The 16,186-nt window shown below is 43.8% G+C and carries 15 protein-coding genes; 3 read left to right on the top strand and 12 right to left on the bottom strand.

Features of this window, described 5'->3' with window-relative positions; all coding sequences use genetic code 11:
- Positions 1-663: 663 nt before the first annotated feature.
- The 3 genes from AADEFJLK_RS11670 (at position 664) to AADEFJLK_RS11660 (ending at position 3,093) form a co-directional block, all read left to right on the top strand.
- Complete coding sequence (locus AADEFJLK_RS11670) at positions 664-1,389, top strand: proteasome-type protease (protein WP_103974385.1); 726 nt, start codon at positions 664-666, stop codon at positions 1,387-1,389.
- Positions 1,390-1,394: 5 nt separating this feature from the next.
- A complete protein-coding gene (locus AADEFJLK_RS11665; RefSeq protein ID WP_249028027.1) occupies positions 1,395-2,168 on the top strand; it encodes an N-formylglutamate amidohydrolase in 774 nt (257 codons plus the stop codon).
- A 61-nt stretch (positions 2,169-2,229) separates the two neighbouring features.
- Complete coding sequence (locus tag AADEFJLK_RS11660; protein WP_103974384.1) at positions 2,230-3,093, top strand: transglutaminase-like domain-containing protein; 864 nt, start codon at positions 2,230-2,232, stop codon at positions 3,091-3,093.
- 226 nt (positions 3,094-3,319) lie between these two features.
- On the opposite strand, the gene AADEFJLK_RS11655 is transcribed toward AADEFJLK_RS11660, so the two are convergent.
- The 12 genes from AADEFJLK_RS11655 to AADEFJLK_RS11600 all read right to left on the bottom strand — a co-directional run bounded on the left by AADEFJLK_RS11655 (position 3,320) and on the right by AADEFJLK_RS11600 (position 16,114).
- Complete coding sequence (locus AADEFJLK_RS11655) at positions 3,320-4,072, bottom strand: glycosyltransferase family 2 protein (protein ID WP_103974383.1); 753 nt, start codon at positions 4,070-4,072, stop codon at positions 3,320-3,322.
- A gap of 154 nt (positions 4,073-4,226) precedes the next feature.
- On the bottom strand, positions 4,227-4,772 hold the full coding sequence (locus tag AADEFJLK_RS11650) for a WcaF family extracellular polysaccharide biosynthesis acetyltransferase (protein WP_103974382.1): 546 nt from the start codon (positions 4,770-4,772) through the stop codon (positions 4,227-4,229).
- 328 nt (positions 4,773-5,100) lie between these two features.
- On the bottom strand, positions 5,101-6,174 hold the full coding sequence (locus tag AADEFJLK_RS11645; RefSeq protein WP_103974381.1) for a glycosyltransferase: 1,074 nt from the start codon (positions 6,172-6,174) through the stop codon (positions 5,101-5,103).
- Positions 6,167-6,886, bottom strand: coding sequence for a class I SAM-dependent methyltransferase (locus AADEFJLK_RS11640; RefSeq protein WP_211299204.1), 720 nt, complete (start codon positions 6,884-6,886; stop codon positions 6,167-6,169). The genes AADEFJLK_RS11645 and AADEFJLK_RS11640 overlap by 8 nt, the downstream gene beginning before the upstream one ends.
- Before the next feature lie 10 nt (positions 6,887-6,896).
- Positions 6,897-7,991 carry a glycosyltransferase family 4 protein gene (locus AADEFJLK_RS11635; protein ID WP_103974379.1) on the bottom strand — a complete coding sequence of 365 codons (1,095 nt, stop codon included), beginning with the start codon at positions 7,989-7,991 and terminating at the stop codon, positions 6,897-6,899.
- Between the two features lie 120 nt (positions 7,992-8,111).
- Positions 8,112-9,485 (bottom strand): hypothetical protein, encoded by a 1,374-nt coding sequence (locus tag AADEFJLK_RS11630; RefSeq protein ID WP_103974378.1) that lies wholly within the window; start codon positions 9,483-9,485, stop codon positions 8,112-8,114.
- Positions 9,478-10,791 (bottom strand): glycosyltransferase family 4 protein, encoded by a 1,314-nt coding sequence (locus tag AADEFJLK_RS11625; RefSeq protein ID WP_103974377.1) that lies wholly within the window; start codon positions 10,789-10,791, stop codon positions 9,478-9,480. Before AADEFJLK_RS11625 ends, AADEFJLK_RS11630 begins: the two co-directional genes overlap by 8 nt.
- Positions 10,792-10,797: 6 nt before the next feature.
- A complete protein-coding gene (locus AADEFJLK_RS11620; RefSeq protein WP_170065095.1) occupies positions 10,798-11,898 on the bottom strand; it encodes an acyltransferase family protein in 1,101 nt (366 codons plus the stop codon).
- Positions 11,899-11,941: 43 nt separating this feature from the next.
- Positions 11,942-13,171, bottom strand: coding sequence for a glycosyltransferase family 4 protein (locus AADEFJLK_RS11615; protein WP_103974375.1), 1,230 nt, complete (start codon positions 13,169-13,171; stop codon positions 11,942-11,944).
- 6 nt (positions 13,172-13,177) lie between these two features.
- Positions 13,178-14,326, bottom strand: a complete 1,149-nt coding sequence (locus AADEFJLK_RS11610) for a glycosyltransferase family 4 protein (RefSeq protein WP_103974374.1) — start codon at positions 14,324-14,326, stop codon at positions 13,178-13,180.
- Complete coding sequence (locus AADEFJLK_RS11605) at positions 14,323-15,261, bottom strand: glycosyltransferase family 2 protein (protein ID WP_170065094.1); 939 nt, start codon at positions 15,259-15,261, stop codon at positions 14,323-14,325. The genes AADEFJLK_RS11610 and AADEFJLK_RS11605 overlap by 4 nt, the downstream gene beginning before the upstream one ends.
- A complete protein-coding gene (locus tag AADEFJLK_RS11600; RefSeq protein WP_170065093.1) occupies positions 15,248-16,114 on the bottom strand; it encodes a polysaccharide pyruvyl transferase family protein in 867 nt (288 codons plus the stop codon). Before AADEFJLK_RS11600 ends, AADEFJLK_RS11605 begins: the two co-directional genes overlap by 14 nt.
- Positions 16,115-16,186 lie beyond the last annotated feature (72 nt).

Here is a 16,186-nt window from a genome sequence, read left to right as displayed (position 1 = left end):
ACTCCTGTAAGCCATTGCAGAAAAAATACGGTATCAAGGCGATTTCCGGTTGCGTATTTTTCTTGGAAATGCCTTAAGGGGTTATTGTTACAATTTTATTAACTCACCATTTCCGAATTAAATCATAATTTATATTTCAGGTAGAGTGAATAGTTCACACTTTTGTAAATATTTTCGGAAATAAATAAAAAAAATTTCGGGAAATATATAATTTTTTGAAAAATAAAGATTATTTATTATATTAGCCAGTAATTAAATAGCCTGTTTTGGTGCTTTTATGACAAAGTCGGGCAATTTTTCGGCAAGCATAGACGTTGCCGCAGGAATAACCTTGTGTTTTTAATGGGATATGATGCCGGAAAGCGGCTTATTATGACGCTATAGCTTATGCTGAGCTCAGCGTCCTACGGGCGCAGCTAATGCCAGATGGGCATAATCAGGCAATAGATGGTTTGCCGTTGTAGGATAAGGCAGATGCGGTAAATTTTGCGACAAAAGCGTTTTTACAAGCCTCCATCTTAAACTCACACAATGTTAGATAGCACACAGACAATCCTTGAGTAAGGGGTAAAATGACAACAAAATCCCAACCGACTCTGCCCATCTTTTTTCTTTAAGGGTTATAGAGCCGATCTCTCAATGACTTAACCGACTAATTTATCCATGACTTACTGTATAGGCATCATGCTCGACACGGGGCTAGTATTTGCATCGGATTCGCGCACTCATGCGGGTGTCGATGATATTGCGAGCTTTTGTAAAATGACAGTGTTTGAACGCGCTGCTGACCGCGTCATTGTGCTATTAAGTTCGGGCAATTTGGCAGGGACACAAGCGGTGGTCAGCGTATTGAAGCAGCGGAATGAAAATAACGACGAACCTAATCTCTGGAGCGCGAAAACACTTTTCGATGTGGCCATACAGGTGTCGGATGCCATGCGTGACATTAACCGTCGTGATGGCCAACATTTGGCCGCAAGTGCGATCAGTTTTAACGCCTCGTTCATATTGGGGGGGCAGGTCAAAGGTGAACCGCCCCGCCTGTTCCGAATTTATACGCAGGGCAACTTTATCGAGGCTAGCGTTGAAACACCTTACTTCCAAACAGGGGAGACCAAATACGGGAAGCCGATTATTGATCGGGTCATTACCCGCTCAACGTCTCTGAACAATGCCGCAAAGTCTGTCCTCGTGTCTTTTGACTCAACAATGAGCAGTAATTTATCTGTCGGTATGCCGATTGATTTAGTTTGTTATCGGCGTGATAGCCTTGAGGTGCAGATGCGCCGCCGCTTTGAGGTGGGGGATGACTACTTCAGTACCTTGGGTAAGCAATGGACTGAAGGTACGCGGGAGGTATTCAACCGCCTGCCCAATTTGGATTGGTGAAAGCCTTGGCTATAAAACCACAAACTGAGGCCATGGATAAATCGGTAACAGACTGTATCAGCCAAGGCTTTGTGGTGACTTGCGAGCATGGCGGCAACTTAATCCCCCTACCGTATCAGGATTTTTTCCATAGCTATCAAGCGCAATTGGCAACCCATTGTGGCTTTGATTTCGGTGCGTTGCTGATGGCAAAAGAACTGGCAACAGCATTATCTGCGCCGCTAGTGGCGGCCACTGTTAGCCGCTTGTTGGTTGACTTGAACCGTTCTGTCGGTCATCCGCGCCTCCATGCAGAGGTGATCCGTCGCCTTTCAGTGGCTGCGCGGCAGGAAATTTTGCAATACTATTACCAACCCTACCGCGAGCAAGTGGAACGTTTGGTCAGGCAGGGGATTGCCTATCATGGGCTGGTGATTCATGTTTCGTCGCATAGCTTTACGCCCGAATTAAACGGCAAAATACGCACCGCCGATATAGGCTTGCTGTACGATCCTGCCCGACCAGGGGAAGCGGATTTGTGCGGGCGTTGGCAGTTCGCGCTCAAGCGATGCGCACCTGATTTAAAAGTCCGCCGCAATTACCCTTATTTAGGAAAAGGCGATGGCTTGACCTCTTGGTTACGCCAACAAATGCCGCCCGGAACCTACCTGGGCATTGAGCTGGAAATCAATCAGAAGCATGTTATCAGGGCAGGTCAAGCTTGGCCAAACCTACGCAAAGTCCTTATCGAATCGTTAGGACAAACCCTTGTGAGCCAATGTTACGGAACATCCTCATAAGCTAATCAATACATTAGAACTTGCCTCAGGCTAGTTTTGCAATCAATTAAGGGCAATCACCATGAAAATCAATATAGGCTATGAAGTAATTTACGACTGTCCGCAGCCGACCCCAATGATCCTGACCTTGAATGTGCATCACACACGCGTCTCAGATTTAATTATTCCTGACAACATGATCACCGACCCACCCATACCAATTACCGCGTATCATGACAGTTATGGCAACTGGTGCAGCCGCATCGTCGCCCCTAAAGGCCAGTTGCGGCTGTCCGCCAATGCGGTTATCCGTGATACAGGGCAAACGGATAGTTTTGTCCCACACGCAAAACAAATGCCAGTAGAAGCTTTGCCAGACGAGACGTTGGTGTTTCTGTTGGGGAGCCGCTATTGCGAAACCGACCGCCTGTCTGAAATAGCGTGGCAATTGTTTGACAAAGCCCCGACGGGATGGATGCGTGTCCAAACCATCTGCGATTATGTTAACCAACATATTGCCTTTGGTTATCAACATGCCCGTCGCACTAAGACGGCTTGGGAAGCCTTTCAGGAAAAAGCCGGCGTTTGCCGTGATTACGCCCATCTTGCCATCACCTTTTGCCGTTGCATGAATATCCCCGCTCGCTACTGCACAGGCTACTTAGGTGATATAGGTATAGCGCCGTTGCCTGGCGTGATGGATTTTGCCGGTTGGTTTGAGGCTTACCTTGATGGCTGTTGGTACACATTCGATGCGCGTAACAATACGCCCAGAATTGGACGGGTATTGATAGCGCGTGGCCGCGATGCCGCCGATGTCGCTATCAGTTCTACCTTTGGTCCTAATACGCTGGTCAAATTCAGGGTCAGAACTGACGAGGCAACCGAGTTAGAAAATTATTTGCAGAATGATAAGCCCAACATTTCGTCGTCATTCTATTATTAGCCTATCGACAATCGAAAATGTCTCATTCATGCCTACCTAACTCCACGAAGTGCTACTCCGTTACAGAACTATACTGGTTGAGCTGATAATGGGACGTTTAAAACCGATATAAAATCTCATTTCTGGCTTAATCTATGGCAATCAGAAACTTTCAAGAGGATAACAACATAGACGTTAACGGTAAGTTAGGGTTTTATCTTAACCCGATATAACGACAGTTTAATTCTTAAGGTTTTTTTATAAAAAATTGTTGTAGCTTTGAAAGGTTTTTGATCAGCAAACTTAATACACTACCTATGTCATTATTTTTCATGACTTGAAGATATTCTGTGCTTTTTAGTAATACATTTTTCCAATTTTTATTGCTTGCCCCACCTAACCGCATTTTGATTAAGACGCTAGGGATATAGTACGTTGAAATTCGGTTTTTACCTAAAAAACGCAAAATCAAATCATAATCGGCGGCAATTTTAAAACTAGTGTCAAACATACCATAGCGTTCGTAGATGTCCCGTTTGACAAAAAAAGTCGGATGGGGCGGCATCCAACCATAGCGCAGCTTCTTCAAGGAAAACAGACCGCTCTGCCAATAGCGGATAATTTTCGTAGGATCATTTTTATCGATATAGGTCAGGTCACCGTATACGGAATCGACAGGATTATCAGTAAAGGCTTGGGCGACTTTTGCAATCACCTTGTTATCTTGATACAAATCATCCGAATGCAAAAAACCGATGACATCCCCCGTCGCCAACCTTATGCCTTTATTGAGGCCGTCGTAAATGCCCCGATCCGGTTCGGAAACAAACGCGGCCAGTTGGTCTTGGTAAGATCTGACAATATTCACCGTACCATCGGTGGAGCCGCCGTCGATAATGATATATTCAATGTTCGGGTACGTCTGTGACAGCACCGAACCGATGGCTTCGGCGATGGTTTCTTGGTTATTATAAACTGAAGTGATGAGGGAAATTTTCAAACTGGACTCCGTTTACTTGTGGCACTGACTGGCTGCAATAAGGGGCTGAAATTGTATATGGCTCCGCTTAAGGATAAGCCATAGGTGTTATCCCTCAATAAACTTGAGTAAAATTGAGAAGGTGAGCCACAATATTTACCCGTGTTGAGTGAAACTATCTTTTCACCATTGACCGCTTTTTGATTTCGATGGCAGGATTGCCACTACAAATTGACCATGGAGCCAGGGCTCGTGTAGCTACACTACCAAACGTTAATACAGTCCCTTCGCCTATAGTCACTCCTGGGCCGACCCGGCTCATGGCACCAATCCAGGAATGTGATGCAACATTAATCGGTTTAACGATCAGATCAAAACTCTGTTTGCCCCAGTCATGACTTCCTGTACAAAAATAGGCTCCTTGTGAGATACATATATGGTCTCCAAGATTTACTTCGGCTAGATTGTCGATCCATACACTTTCACCTAACCAACAGTAATTTCCGATGTTCAGCCGCCAGGGAAATTTCACGCGTAATTTCGGTTTGATTACAACGCCAACACCAATTTTTGCGCCAAATAATCGCAGTAACCCTACCCGCCAAAAAGATCCTGGAAGCGAACCCGCTAAAAACATATCCCCACTTAAAAGCCAGAACACTTCCTTAATACGCGAAGCACCACGTTTAAAATTACTATTTTCGTATAAATCAAGATACATTTTGTTTAGCTAGGTAATAGTTATGTTAATATGTCAAACCATTGCAATGGTTTTCTTAACCCTCTTCCTGATAAAATAAAATAGCCTGCCTTGACGGCGGTTTATAAGTCCATGATAAAAAATTGTTTTCATTAAAAATCAGTAGTTTTTGATCGAAAAATTTATCATTCAAAATCAAATAATTATTAATTTATGCACTAACACCATGTGCCTTTCAAAAAGAGGTCAGAAAATAGAACCTATGATAAGTAAGAGCAACCCGTAAATAGTTTGTACAAACCAATAAAGATGGCACAACACGGAATCAAATCTAAGCACAATAAACCTGTTACTTTCTAATAAGCTGTTCATAGGCATTGATATATGAATCGATAATTGATGGCCAAGAAAATTTCTTGTCTGTCCAATCGGCAAGAGATTCCCGATCAACAGATGACCAGCCTAATTGAAAACTTGCAAATGCCGCTGACAGCGTTTCATGAATACTCGAAACTTCTGGTTTGGCTATAAAAAAACCCTCTTTATCGCGATATTCCACCCATGGTGTTTGTTCGGTAGTCAATACAGGCGTACCTACATGAAGTGCCTCAAGCACCGCCAAGCCAAAATTTTCAGAATGCGTTGGTAAGCAAAACAAATCTGCCCCTTGAAGATAAACCCACCGCGCTTTACCCCAAACCGGCCCTATCCATTCAATGATGGGCATGTTATTTCCCAGGGAGGCCACAGTGGACTTTAGTGACTCTACATAAGCAGGGTCACCGTCACCCACAATCACCAGTCGCCATTTTTCCTTGAACTGGCTAATTGCTATGGCTTGAATAAGCATATCAAGGCCTTTTTTTACATCAATACGGGAAAGAAATAGCAAAATTCGTTCATCTTTTTTCCAATTCAATGCCGTTCTTGCCGCCATATAGTCAGGCCGATGCCGATCTTGACAGCCGATGCGAAGATTTTCAACCTGAGGATGCGAAATCATAGTGACTAAATGCTTAGCCTCCATATCGCTTGTTACAAAAAGGGCTTGCGAACTTTCAAGATATTGCCGTTCTATTAATTTGAAATAAGGCTGTTTTTTCCAACTGCGGTGGCGTAATGCCCATGGTTCCAACATACCGTGCGGCGATACCACATAAGGCCGGCCAAGCCGTCGGAGACGGGTAGCCAACCAGCTATGCGATGGCTGCCACAAGCCATGAAAATGATGTAAAGCTGCCGTATCAGTAATATCCCCACCTTGGTGAACGGCAATCCCTCGCTGTTGAAGGGATTCGAACAAACCGTCTACGGCAAGTTTTATCCCTGCAATATGCTGGGATTTTGGAGGAAGGACAAACCTTATCCTGATCTCATCTGTGAATAGATGAGATGCGTTAAGTGCGGAACGGGTCTTATTCATTTTTTATGCCTAACAATCCTATATGGCTGGCAGTCCGATAAAGATTTGCAGAACCTGTTTTAGTATTCAATATATGAATGTTGTTGCAAGCTTTCTGTATTTGATTGTAGTTATTAAATACTGAATATGAATACGCTAATCCGTCACCTTCTGAAAGAGTATATCCTTTTCCCAAGGTTTTTATAAAGTCAGCAACTTTCCATAATCCTACTTCATTAATAATTTGCTTAACGGTTCTTGACAAAACTGAACCCTGGCCAAAATTGTTTGAGTCTGAAATAAATATCCCCTTTTTAGCGACTCGCAGCATTTCCGATACGGCCAATTCGGGGTATTTAATATGGTGCAACACACCAAACGCACAAACCAAATCGAAGGATGCATCTGAATATGCTAAGTTAGTAGCATCGCCTTCAATTAACTCTTCCTCAGCTATACCCTTTTGATAGCCAATGGAACGAAGCTCTTCTACAGGTTCAATACCAACAATAAGGATATCGGGCGCATGTTGTTTGACATATTTTATGGCTCTTCCGGTACCGGATCCAATGTCCAAAATTGATTTTATGCCTAATAACCCCGATGCCGCCACCATAAATGCTAAAGCTAAAAAGTGCTCATCTTTTTCGTCTATGCTGACGTGCAGTGCATCATAATCATGTGCTGTTTTGCTATAATACTGTTGCAAAATTTTACTTTCTGAATCGATCATATTTAATCCCCTATTCTCGCCAAGGCACTTCAGGCCGAGATTTATCTTCATAAACATGGGCTAATATCTCTTCCAAATATCTGGCAATAGCCCTACCTTCAATGCACTGCGCCCAACGTTTTACCTTTTGCTTCTGTTCGGCATTCATCACCCCTTTTTGGCTCCATGCCAATAAAGCCTCTTTAAGTGACACTTCGTGGTTGGCCGGAAAAACTGTCCCCAGCCATGAATGGCATATTAAATCAGAGGCACCGCAGGCACTGCTACAGATAACAGGAATTCCTGCCATCAAGGCTTCATTGACAACGGCTCCCCAACCATCTTTTCTGCTTGGCAAAACTAGCACATCAGCATCGGCAAGATAGGCGAGAGTTTGCTTATTCTGCATTTGCCCCATCCAGCGAATTTGACTTACGATTTTACATTTAGCCGCCAAATCTTCGAGCGATTTTCTCTCTGGCCCATCACCGATTACCAGTAACTCGACATCAGGAATATTCTTCAGGGCCTTTAATAAAATATCCAAACCTTTCAAGTGGACAAGACGGCCAACAAATATAAATCGGAACCGTCGGTGCGCCTCCTGTGCCGGACTTACGGGTTGCGGCTCCGTAACATATGAATAAGGGAAAATTAGCTCGCTTGGATAGCCACACAGCCTAAACCACTCTACACCTTGCTGCCCCATCGCTAAAATGAAATCAAAATGGCCGCCTATATAAAGCCGCTCCCAACCATACTTCAATCTGCGCAATAGGCCGCCCAGACCGCGCGGATCGGGAGACTCGGTAATAATCCCCATTCTGCGGCCAATTGTATGGCAACTGATTGCAACTTTGGCTCCGAGAGGCACCGCTCTGGCTCCAGCTATGATATGAATAGCATCAGGCGGGCTTTCCCTGACAATGTTATCGACTTGGCTAAGTTTCGGACAAAGAAGGATTCGAGCCGGAGCTAGCAAGGGTATATCCCATCCAAGTTGCCGCCTATCTTCAGACATGTCTTCGAAAGTAACCAAGAGTACATCATGTCCGGCGTTCGCAAGCTCCCTCACAACAGGCGACTGATGTGGGCTGATGATATTGTGCCAAAAAACAAGCTTCATGGTTTTCCGTTAGTTATCATGTATAAAACCTGTCCGATTGAAAGCTATTCTTCAGATCATTCAATGGGCATTTTGCCAACGCATCGGTGATTTTTGCATTTAAATTGCGGTTCTCGGATGCTATAGCATTTTGCGTTTTCTACGCTTATTGACCCACCAGAGAATGATATAACCAAAAACAAACGGATATAGGCTTAGAAACGTAATATCACGGCCAAGATTGAACGTGAGGATTAAGCCTAAGCCGAACAGTGGAAGATATCCGATTTTTCCCCTCATAAGATCAATTCGTGCCAGCAAACAGACCCATAAGCTCATTAGAAGCGCGGCAAATGCAGAACCCCAATAGACTCCAAAGTTCACTACCCCTTGGCCTATTAATCCTTCAGAAAGGGTTGCGGCAACCCCTGCGTCATTACCAGAATCTCCTAGTCCCCGAGCAATTGCATAATCAAGGCCAATGGTAGGTTTTGAGGGCCAGAAATTGCGAGGGATGACGTTTACCAAATTTGCAAAATAATTTTCACCTATTTCAGGATGGAACGTGCCATTTTCAGTTATCTTCACAATCCAAGACAATTCCTCGAACATATTCAACCCCTGATGGTGTTCTTCGCTAGCTTGCATCAATGAAAACTTACCATCCAAAATTGCATTTGTAATCGTACCGTCTACACGGGTGGCGATAATAAAACCAAACCAAGCATTGATAAACATGTAAACAAGCGCAAGCACCACCAACTTCTTTAACAGCCCCCCCCTAAGTCGAAGAAAAACCCACGCCAACACACCAGGGATGACAATTAAAAGAATGTAACTACGGGTTCTGTCAAAGAAATAAAGCGGCCATGATAACAGGATGCCCAACAAAGCAAGCCTCCGAACTCGCTTATCTCTTGACAGAGCCGCAATCACGCCAAAAACTGAGCCTACAAGCATGTGTAAATTGGTTGCCAATGCGAATAAGCTTTGTATGCCCCCTCCAACCCCAGAAATAAGCCAAGGACCCGGATGTTTACCAAGATAGGGGAAAAGGAAAAAGAAAACATTTTCCTGATACCTGAAAATGGCAACGACCAACAACCCCCACCATACCGAAAGCACCAAACGGAACAAAACCGTAAGGTTTAACTGAAACTCAGGGTCATTGCTCTGTGTTTTAAAATACTTAATAATTTGACTTCGGCTCGTCAAATAGCGCCTATTTATTTGAAAATGAAAAATAGGGGCGAAAAATAAAAACACTAAAAGAAATATAATAACCTGCCACCAAGCAACCGCCAAAATTTCTATTGGAAACATCTGCATATAAGTTGTTTCGTAATCGTTATAAATTACATCAACCATGTACCAAACCGATACTGTCGCTAAGACAACAGCCATAGGCACACCTATACCATTTTTGACATTCACAGCACTCCAAAAAAAACCGGCCACGAGCAATATGCAGGCTACCCAGTATTCTAAAGGCAGTACGAATAATGTGTTAAGCATAATACACACCTTTCAAAACATATTGGCCTAAAATAGCCCGCTCCAATGACAGTAAGTCATCGCCGATCCGACTGAGAGAAAATGTTTTGGATTTACAGAGTGCTGCTTCCCGATGATTTTCCAGATTATGGGGTTGCTCCAGATACTGGCAAATTACCCGCACTATTGCTTCAGGATCGCGTGTAGGCACAATAAACCCGTCAATGCCATCCGTAACTACGTCCCCACAGTTTGCCGTAGTGATAACCGGCAAACCATAAGCCATTGCTTCAAGTTGCGTAATAGCAAAACCATCGGAAAGGGTTGGTAAAATAAACGCATCGGCATTACGGTACCATCCACCAATTTCATTTCTGGTAACGCGCCCATGAAAACGAACATTTCTACTTGCCGTTGCCATGGCCTTGTCGGAAATATATAAAGGACCGACAATATCAAAAACGACTGGGTAATTTTTAAGCAATTCGGCCGCTTTCATAAGGTATTGTATGCCCTTCCTTAGCATGATTTGACCAAGAAACAACACACGCAAAGGCCTATTGGTTGAGAAGCCGTGTTTTAATATGTACTGCCTAGATTCAAAATTGATATTTTTCCTTACTTCCGGGTATCCGACCATTTCATAACTGAGCGGAACGACACAAATTTTGTTACGGTTGACTCCCTGCCTGACCAGAGCCTCACGGCTAAAATGTGAATTTACGACAATGCTGTCCGCCAATGCCCATTCATCCTGATGCCGTTGATAAAATTCATCGGGAACTGTCAAATCATAGCTTTGCCAGCCCGGCCATGCCTGTTGTTCGTCATACACCAATTCGATTTCCACTTGGCAGGGATCAATCTGGTCAAGAATACAAACAACACCAGACTTTTTGAGATGCCGCATTATCTCCAAACTACAGGTATCATACCCAAAAAAGAGACTCCCCTTTGGCAAATCCCTGCCGCTATCCATACGGCGAATAACCGCATCACCAAATTGCTTACCCACTTTACAATATCCCAAATAACGCCCTGTAACGCCTCCGGTTAATGTCATCATTTTAATTTTGGCATCCCATGAGATAGCCTGCAAATTCCATGAATGAATAAGCTCACCGGGAATACCGGGATGAAAACGTTGGGCGAGCGAGTTTATCAATTTACTCGGCAAAGCGTTAGCAAGCGAGCGGGTAAGGCCATCTGACCAGTAATCGGTCATCAGCCGACTTAAAGCCCCTTTTGCACTAAGGGAACGCGGAACCGCATAGTGTTCGCGGGCTCCCATCTGCGCGCAAAACCAGTTTGCATGGTTATTATTCATAAGAGTTCACATTTTCTGGTTACCGTATTTGATGCTCATTAAAACATTGCGTACCTGCGGTGTTTGCCTTTCGAATGGCAAATAAAACAACCACCCCAGAATAAGGCAGGACACAATCCTTAGCCCATACCATAAGGCCGATTGGCAATCAATTGCGTCATATCGGCCAGGCATATAGTGTTCCCAAAGATAAAGCGACGGATAGTGTGTCAAGTAGAGCGTATAAGAAAATGCAGCAAACTTCCCTCCCACCGCATTAATCTGCCCGCCAAATTTCGATTTCGGCCTAAGTTGGGTCAAAATAGGGAATACCAAGGCGATCCCTAACGATAGTACCAGCATAGCTACGTTGCTTGAAGGCACATATTGCAGCCATGCGGATAAATCTACCGATACCGATGCAGAGCGGACTTGGGACAGCGCAAACCCTACAACGATTAAAAAACAACCCAGTACCCCAAGTCCCGTATTTGATTTTTCGTGACACATCCAATACGTTGATGCGCCAAGAATCCATGCAAACAAAAATACGACATTCAATTGGGTAAATATCGCCATCCCCACAACAATGCCGAAGCCAGCCAAAATCCGCAGTCTAGAAGCGGAACGGAGCCAAATGGCCAAACAGCCACCTAAAAAATAAAACCATATTTCATAGGCCAGCGACCATAAGGGATAGTTTTCGGCGAAAGCCCTAGTGAATATCCCTTGCAAACCGATAAGGCTTCCGAACAATTCACGCCATGAAAGTGATTTTTCCGCCATGTACGCCACATAAGCCGCCCAAATATGCGCCGGCAACAACGGAACCCAAATTCTGGTAATCCGATCTATCATATAAACCCGTAGATCAAAAGTGTTGTTTTCCAACCGTTCAATCAGCTTTCCACCCACTAAAAATCCGCTTAAGATAAAAAACACCAGCACCCATTCGGTTCCGGCACGGGTAACAGCAAAAAAAATTGCGGAAAGCAATGTCCGCGAACCCGCCTGAAGCCGCCCCCAATCAAGCCATACGCCACCACGCGCATGAATGGCGACAACCATGAACGCGGCAATGAACCTTACCCAATCGAGCCAATAAAAATGACACTGTTTAGCGGTCATGGTTGTAGCCATCTTGTATTCGGTACGGATAACATAGCCCTACTTATCGGCTTAATAGCCAAAATGAAAATTTCGGGTACGAATACACCTGATTGCGCAGCCATAACCGCAAACTTTGGGGTATTCTCTGACGTAAACTTTTTCTCGATACCTGACCTGATTGATTATCTAATGGCTTTCCCTTTTCGCGTAGCGAGGGATAAGCATCGGCATGTAGCTTTACATCTTCGATAAAGCGAATCATGTTTTCCGCCATTACAACTGACGTGAAGTCAGTACGCGCACGCTCAATGGCTCCGGCAGAAAGTTTTTCCAGGTATTTTTGGTCATGATAAAGGTTTTCTATAGCAGCCGCCCAGGCACAATAATCGCCGAGCGGCACTAATAAACCGCTTTTGCCATGCTCGATGATTTCCTTACTTCCGGAAGGTGTGTCATAAGCAATCGGCAAACAGCCCATACTCATAGCTTCCACGGTAACCATTCCAAAAGGTTCCTTACGGCTACACATCATGAAAATATCTGACTCCGCAGCAATTGAATAACACTGATCATGTGGTAGTCGCCCATGCCATTGAACCATTTCATCGATATCTGCATAGATCAAACGCTGACGCAATGCGTTATTTTCCCCGCCAACAATACTCAAAACCACGGGAATTTTGCGTTTTTTCAGTTGCCGCAAGATAGGAATAAAATCAAAAACACCTTTGAGGGCATCCACCCGACCCATGAAAAGCAAACGTATTGGCCCATCATAAAGTCGCCTAGCTTTCAAGGGAGGAAAATTAGCCCCATTGTGGATTGTTCTTAACAAGCCGAGGTAAGATGCGCTATCCAAGCCAGTTCGAAGAGGTTCTTCCATATGCTGTCCCACGCAGATGACACCGTCAATCCATGCCCGATTTCTGATTGCAACTTCGCGGTACTGACGACTTGAATCATGTAGCTGCACGATGTGTTTCGTGGTCGCCGGAAAATAGGGGAAGGCTGGCTCTATATATGATACATCGCTGGTAATCACCATATCTTGTGGCTTAGCAGATAGCCAATCGAGAAAGAGTCCGGCGCAATTTTCTTGCAACCCAAGTGCTTCAAGCCGCAAACCGCTAGCCGCATCAATCTCAGATCCTGAGGGGTCATGTAGGCTAAGCAACGTCACCTCCCAATCGGATAGGCAAGCTATGCTCTCAGCCGCATATCTGCATACTGTACCGATGCCCCCAGCACTGAACGAAGGGATCACAGAAACGAGTTTGAAACGATCTACCATAAGATATTAGCCTTTATTAGCATTCAAAGACCTGTAAATAATGTTTTCAAAAGCTTCGGCGTAGATTTGAGGATTACAGTTTTCGGTGACCCATTTTTTCCCCAGCCGTCCCATCTCTTTAGATAAAAGAGGATTCTCTAGCAACTGTAAGATACACCCTGCAAATTCCTCGTCATCACCAACCTCGGCTAAAAACCCCCCTTTTGATGCTAAAGTAATCTCTCTGCATCCGCTCACATTAGAGGCCACAGTGGGTACTTCACATGCCCAAGCCTCAACCAATACTCGACCGAAAGATTCAGACTCGCTTGGTAAAACACACGCATCACAAACCGACATAATCGCTGGAATATCATTCCTATAACCGAGGAAATCCACCGAGTCTTCTAATCCAAGATGGTTGACAAGGCTTACCATCGACTGAAAATACGCCTCTCCCTCGACCGATTTTTCAGGAGAACCGACAATAAGCAACCGTATAGTAAAATCCGCTAACTTTAATCTTTGTAACGCCCGAATAACTGTATCTACCCGTTTGCCAGGGTGGATGCGGCCTAGAAAAACGATAATTTTCGAAGATCCTTTACTGCCCGTATCATCCTCCAAGCATTGGACGGAGCTATCGATAGCCTGTGGATTATACAATCTCTGCACAATGAGGGAATGATGGCTTGGAACCCAACTTAATACCTGCTGGCAAACGTAGTCTGATGGGCAAATTACCGCCGCACATTTTAACCAAGACAGTTTATCAATCCAGCGCTTGGGCGGGGTAAATTCAAAACGGCTGAATCTTATAACCGGAACCCTCATCAAAAAAGCCGCAAAAACAATCAATGGCGTATTTCCTTCGAGATTTATGACTAAAACATCTGGATTTACTTTTTTTATGATTATAATGATTTTTATTAAAAACATTAAATGCCAAAGCGGCTGTTTTTTGAATGCGTATTTGCCAAACTCAATAGTATAGGTGTTTATTCCCATTGTCTGCAACGTGGTATTCAAGGGGCCGATGGGCGCGCAGATGACATGAGGGATGATTTGTCGGGCTGCCGACAATAGCCCCAACAAACTTTTTTCTGATCCAAACGCTTGCCCAGTCGGAACAACAAACAGCGTTTTCATCCTATGGTAAGGAGCAAAAGATTTCATTTAAAAATAATCCTCAATGACTCGATCATTAATTTTGGAAGAAAAATATAAGCAAGCGTCCTTATAATGACCTTCTTATGGACTATTATCGGCTTAGTAACGTCCCTTAATCCGATGCAAGCCTTAAGACGGAGGCCTTTCTTTGCACAGATAAGGGATCTGTCAAAAACAAACCTTTGATAATATTCAAGGGCGGCTTTTATTTGCTGGGGAGGAATTTTTCCTGCATGTAACCATTCATTGTAGGTTGACACCCAATATGGTACCCATTCTTGAAAATCCATTAATTTTCTGCCGCTGGCATCAGCATGGACTGTCACTAAAACATCAGGCACATGTACTACTTGAGTAATCCATGCTGCCCTCATCCACATATCTGTGTCTTCGCCCAGCTTAATTCCTTCTGGGAAAACGCCTGCAACATCAAATACATCGCGGCGGATCACGGCACAAGAGCTATTCATCTCATCACCATTCGCCAGAACAAATGAGAAATAATCAATCGCCAATGGCTCTTTATTTTTACTTATACGCGAATGAATGATTTTTGATCCCATCATTGTCGCCGTCATCGAGTAAACAACACCACTAGCAGGATATTGTCCAATGGCCGAAAAAATACTGCCTAAAAATCCATTTGCCCATTCATCATCAGCATCTAAAAAAGCTACCCACTGGCCTCTAGACATAGCAATTCCCAGATTCCGAGCGGCACTAACACCTCTATTATCCTGACTAATAAGCCGAATTTTTGTATTATCAAAACCGGTTATTATGGCAAGACTGTTATCTGTCGAACCATCATTTATTACAATCAGTTCAAAGTCCCGAAAAGACTGGCTAAGAACGGAGCTTATACTTCTTTGCAGATAGTTTTCCGCATTGTAAACAGGCATAACAACGGAAAAAAATGGAATGTGGTCAGATATAAGCACCAATATTCCCCCAAATATTCAATATTGAATCTTTTCGCCTCTGGATAATGTCATATCGCTTTGGTTTTACCTGTGCAATTAATTCATGAAGGCTTTCATTACCCAACAGCGTTATTGGGGTATCATAAAACTCAATTGATGAATAATAGTCATGGAACTTGAACTCCCCTCCAACTAATTTAGTTGATGACAACCAACGGTTAGGAATACCCATTGAATCAGCCGCAATTAGACCATGTAGAGAAGATGACAATATGTTTTCGCATCGATCTATTTCATCAAATACCTTTAATGGCTGGTTTTGCGGATCAATGAATAACACGGCATCACCTAAGTTGGCACGAAGTTTCAGATAAACAGCATCATTTTTTTCGGCATAGTGGGCTACTATACCTAAAACATATTGCTTGCTTTGCCGCTTTGGCATTAAGTCACTAGCGATAAGCCCAGAATCACCTAACGCTATATCGGCGGGTAAGCTTAAACGTTTACGGGTTAATTCGCCTCGAACGGATAGAATTTTTGCATGGGGAAATTGCCTGTTATCTCCTTTAGAGATAAAGCCAGAACCGACAATTAACCCAGAATAATCCTCCGTGAGGAATTCAAGGATACTGCCAGTGGCTATCAACCGAGCCTTGTTAGGTTGAGTATAAATAGGAGTATACCCATACTTATTTAATATCAAAGGGGTAATTAAATCACCAAAATTAACCTCCCTCCTAAACCAGAATGCATGAATGCCATTCCCTAATATGGAGGCCCTACATTGCGAAGGGAGTCGTCCAACCCTATAACTTATACTTTTTTCACAAAACCGGACAAAAGCTTTAATTTCTTTTATTGTATACACGTTATCCCCATAGCCCATTCTGATTCAAACTTATACTCTGAACGGTCAAGTTTTCGGTTAATCCTAAAACCG

Source organism: Methylovulum psychrotolerans (assembly GCF_002923755.1).
Lineage (GTDB): Bacteria > Pseudomonadota > Gammaproteobacteria > Methylococcales > Methylomonadaceae > Methylovulum > Methylovulum psychrotolerans.
Note: the sequence above shows the minus strand (reverse complement) of the source record. Positions and strands in the feature narration are given on the sequence as shown.

Excerpts from the sequence above, each read along its gene's own strand:
- AADEFJLK_RS11670 (WP_103974385.1), top strand. The coding sequence starts at position 664 with ATGACTTACTGTATAGGCATCATGCTCGACACGGGGCTAGTATTTGCA.
- AADEFJLK_RS11660 (WP_103974384.1), top strand. The coding sequence starts at position 2,230 with ATGAAAATCAATATAGGCTATGAAGTAATTTACGACTGTCCGCAGCCG.
- AADEFJLK_RS11650 (WP_103974382.1), bottom strand. The coding sequence starts at position 4,772 with ATGTATCTTGATTTATACGAAAATAGTAATTTTAAACGTGGTGCTTCG.
- AADEFJLK_RS11645 (WP_103974381.1), bottom strand. The coding sequence starts at position 6,174 with ATGAATAAGACCCGTTCCGCACTTAACGCATCTCATCTATTCACAGAT.
- AADEFJLK_RS11640 (WP_211299204.1), bottom strand. The coding sequence starts at position 6,886 with ATGATCGATTCAGAAAGTAAAATTTTGCAACAGTATTATAGCAAAACA.
- AADEFJLK_RS11635 (WP_103974379.1), bottom strand. The coding sequence starts at position 7,991 with ATGAAGCTTGTTTTTTGGCACAATATCATCAGCCCACATCAGTCGCCT.
- AADEFJLK_RS11630 (WP_103974378.1), bottom strand. The coding sequence starts at position 9,485 with ATGCTTAACACATTATTCGTACTGCCTTTAGAATACTGGGTAGCCTGC.
- AADEFJLK_RS11625 (WP_103974377.1), bottom strand. The coding sequence starts at position 10,791 with ATGAATAATAACCATGCAAACTGGTTTTGCGCGCAGATGGGAGCCCGC.
- AADEFJLK_RS11620 (WP_170065095.1), bottom strand. The coding sequence starts at position 11,898 with ATGACCGCTAAACAGTGTCATTTTTATTGGCTCGATTGGGTAAGGTTC.
- AADEFJLK_RS11615 (WP_103974375.1), bottom strand. The coding sequence starts at position 13,171 with ATGGTAGATCGTTTCAAACTCGTTTCTGTGATCCCTTCGTTCAGTGCT.
- AADEFJLK_RS11610 (WP_103974374.1), bottom strand. The coding sequence starts at position 14,326 with ATGAAATCTTTTGCTCCTTACCATAGGATGAAAACGCTGTTTGTTGTT.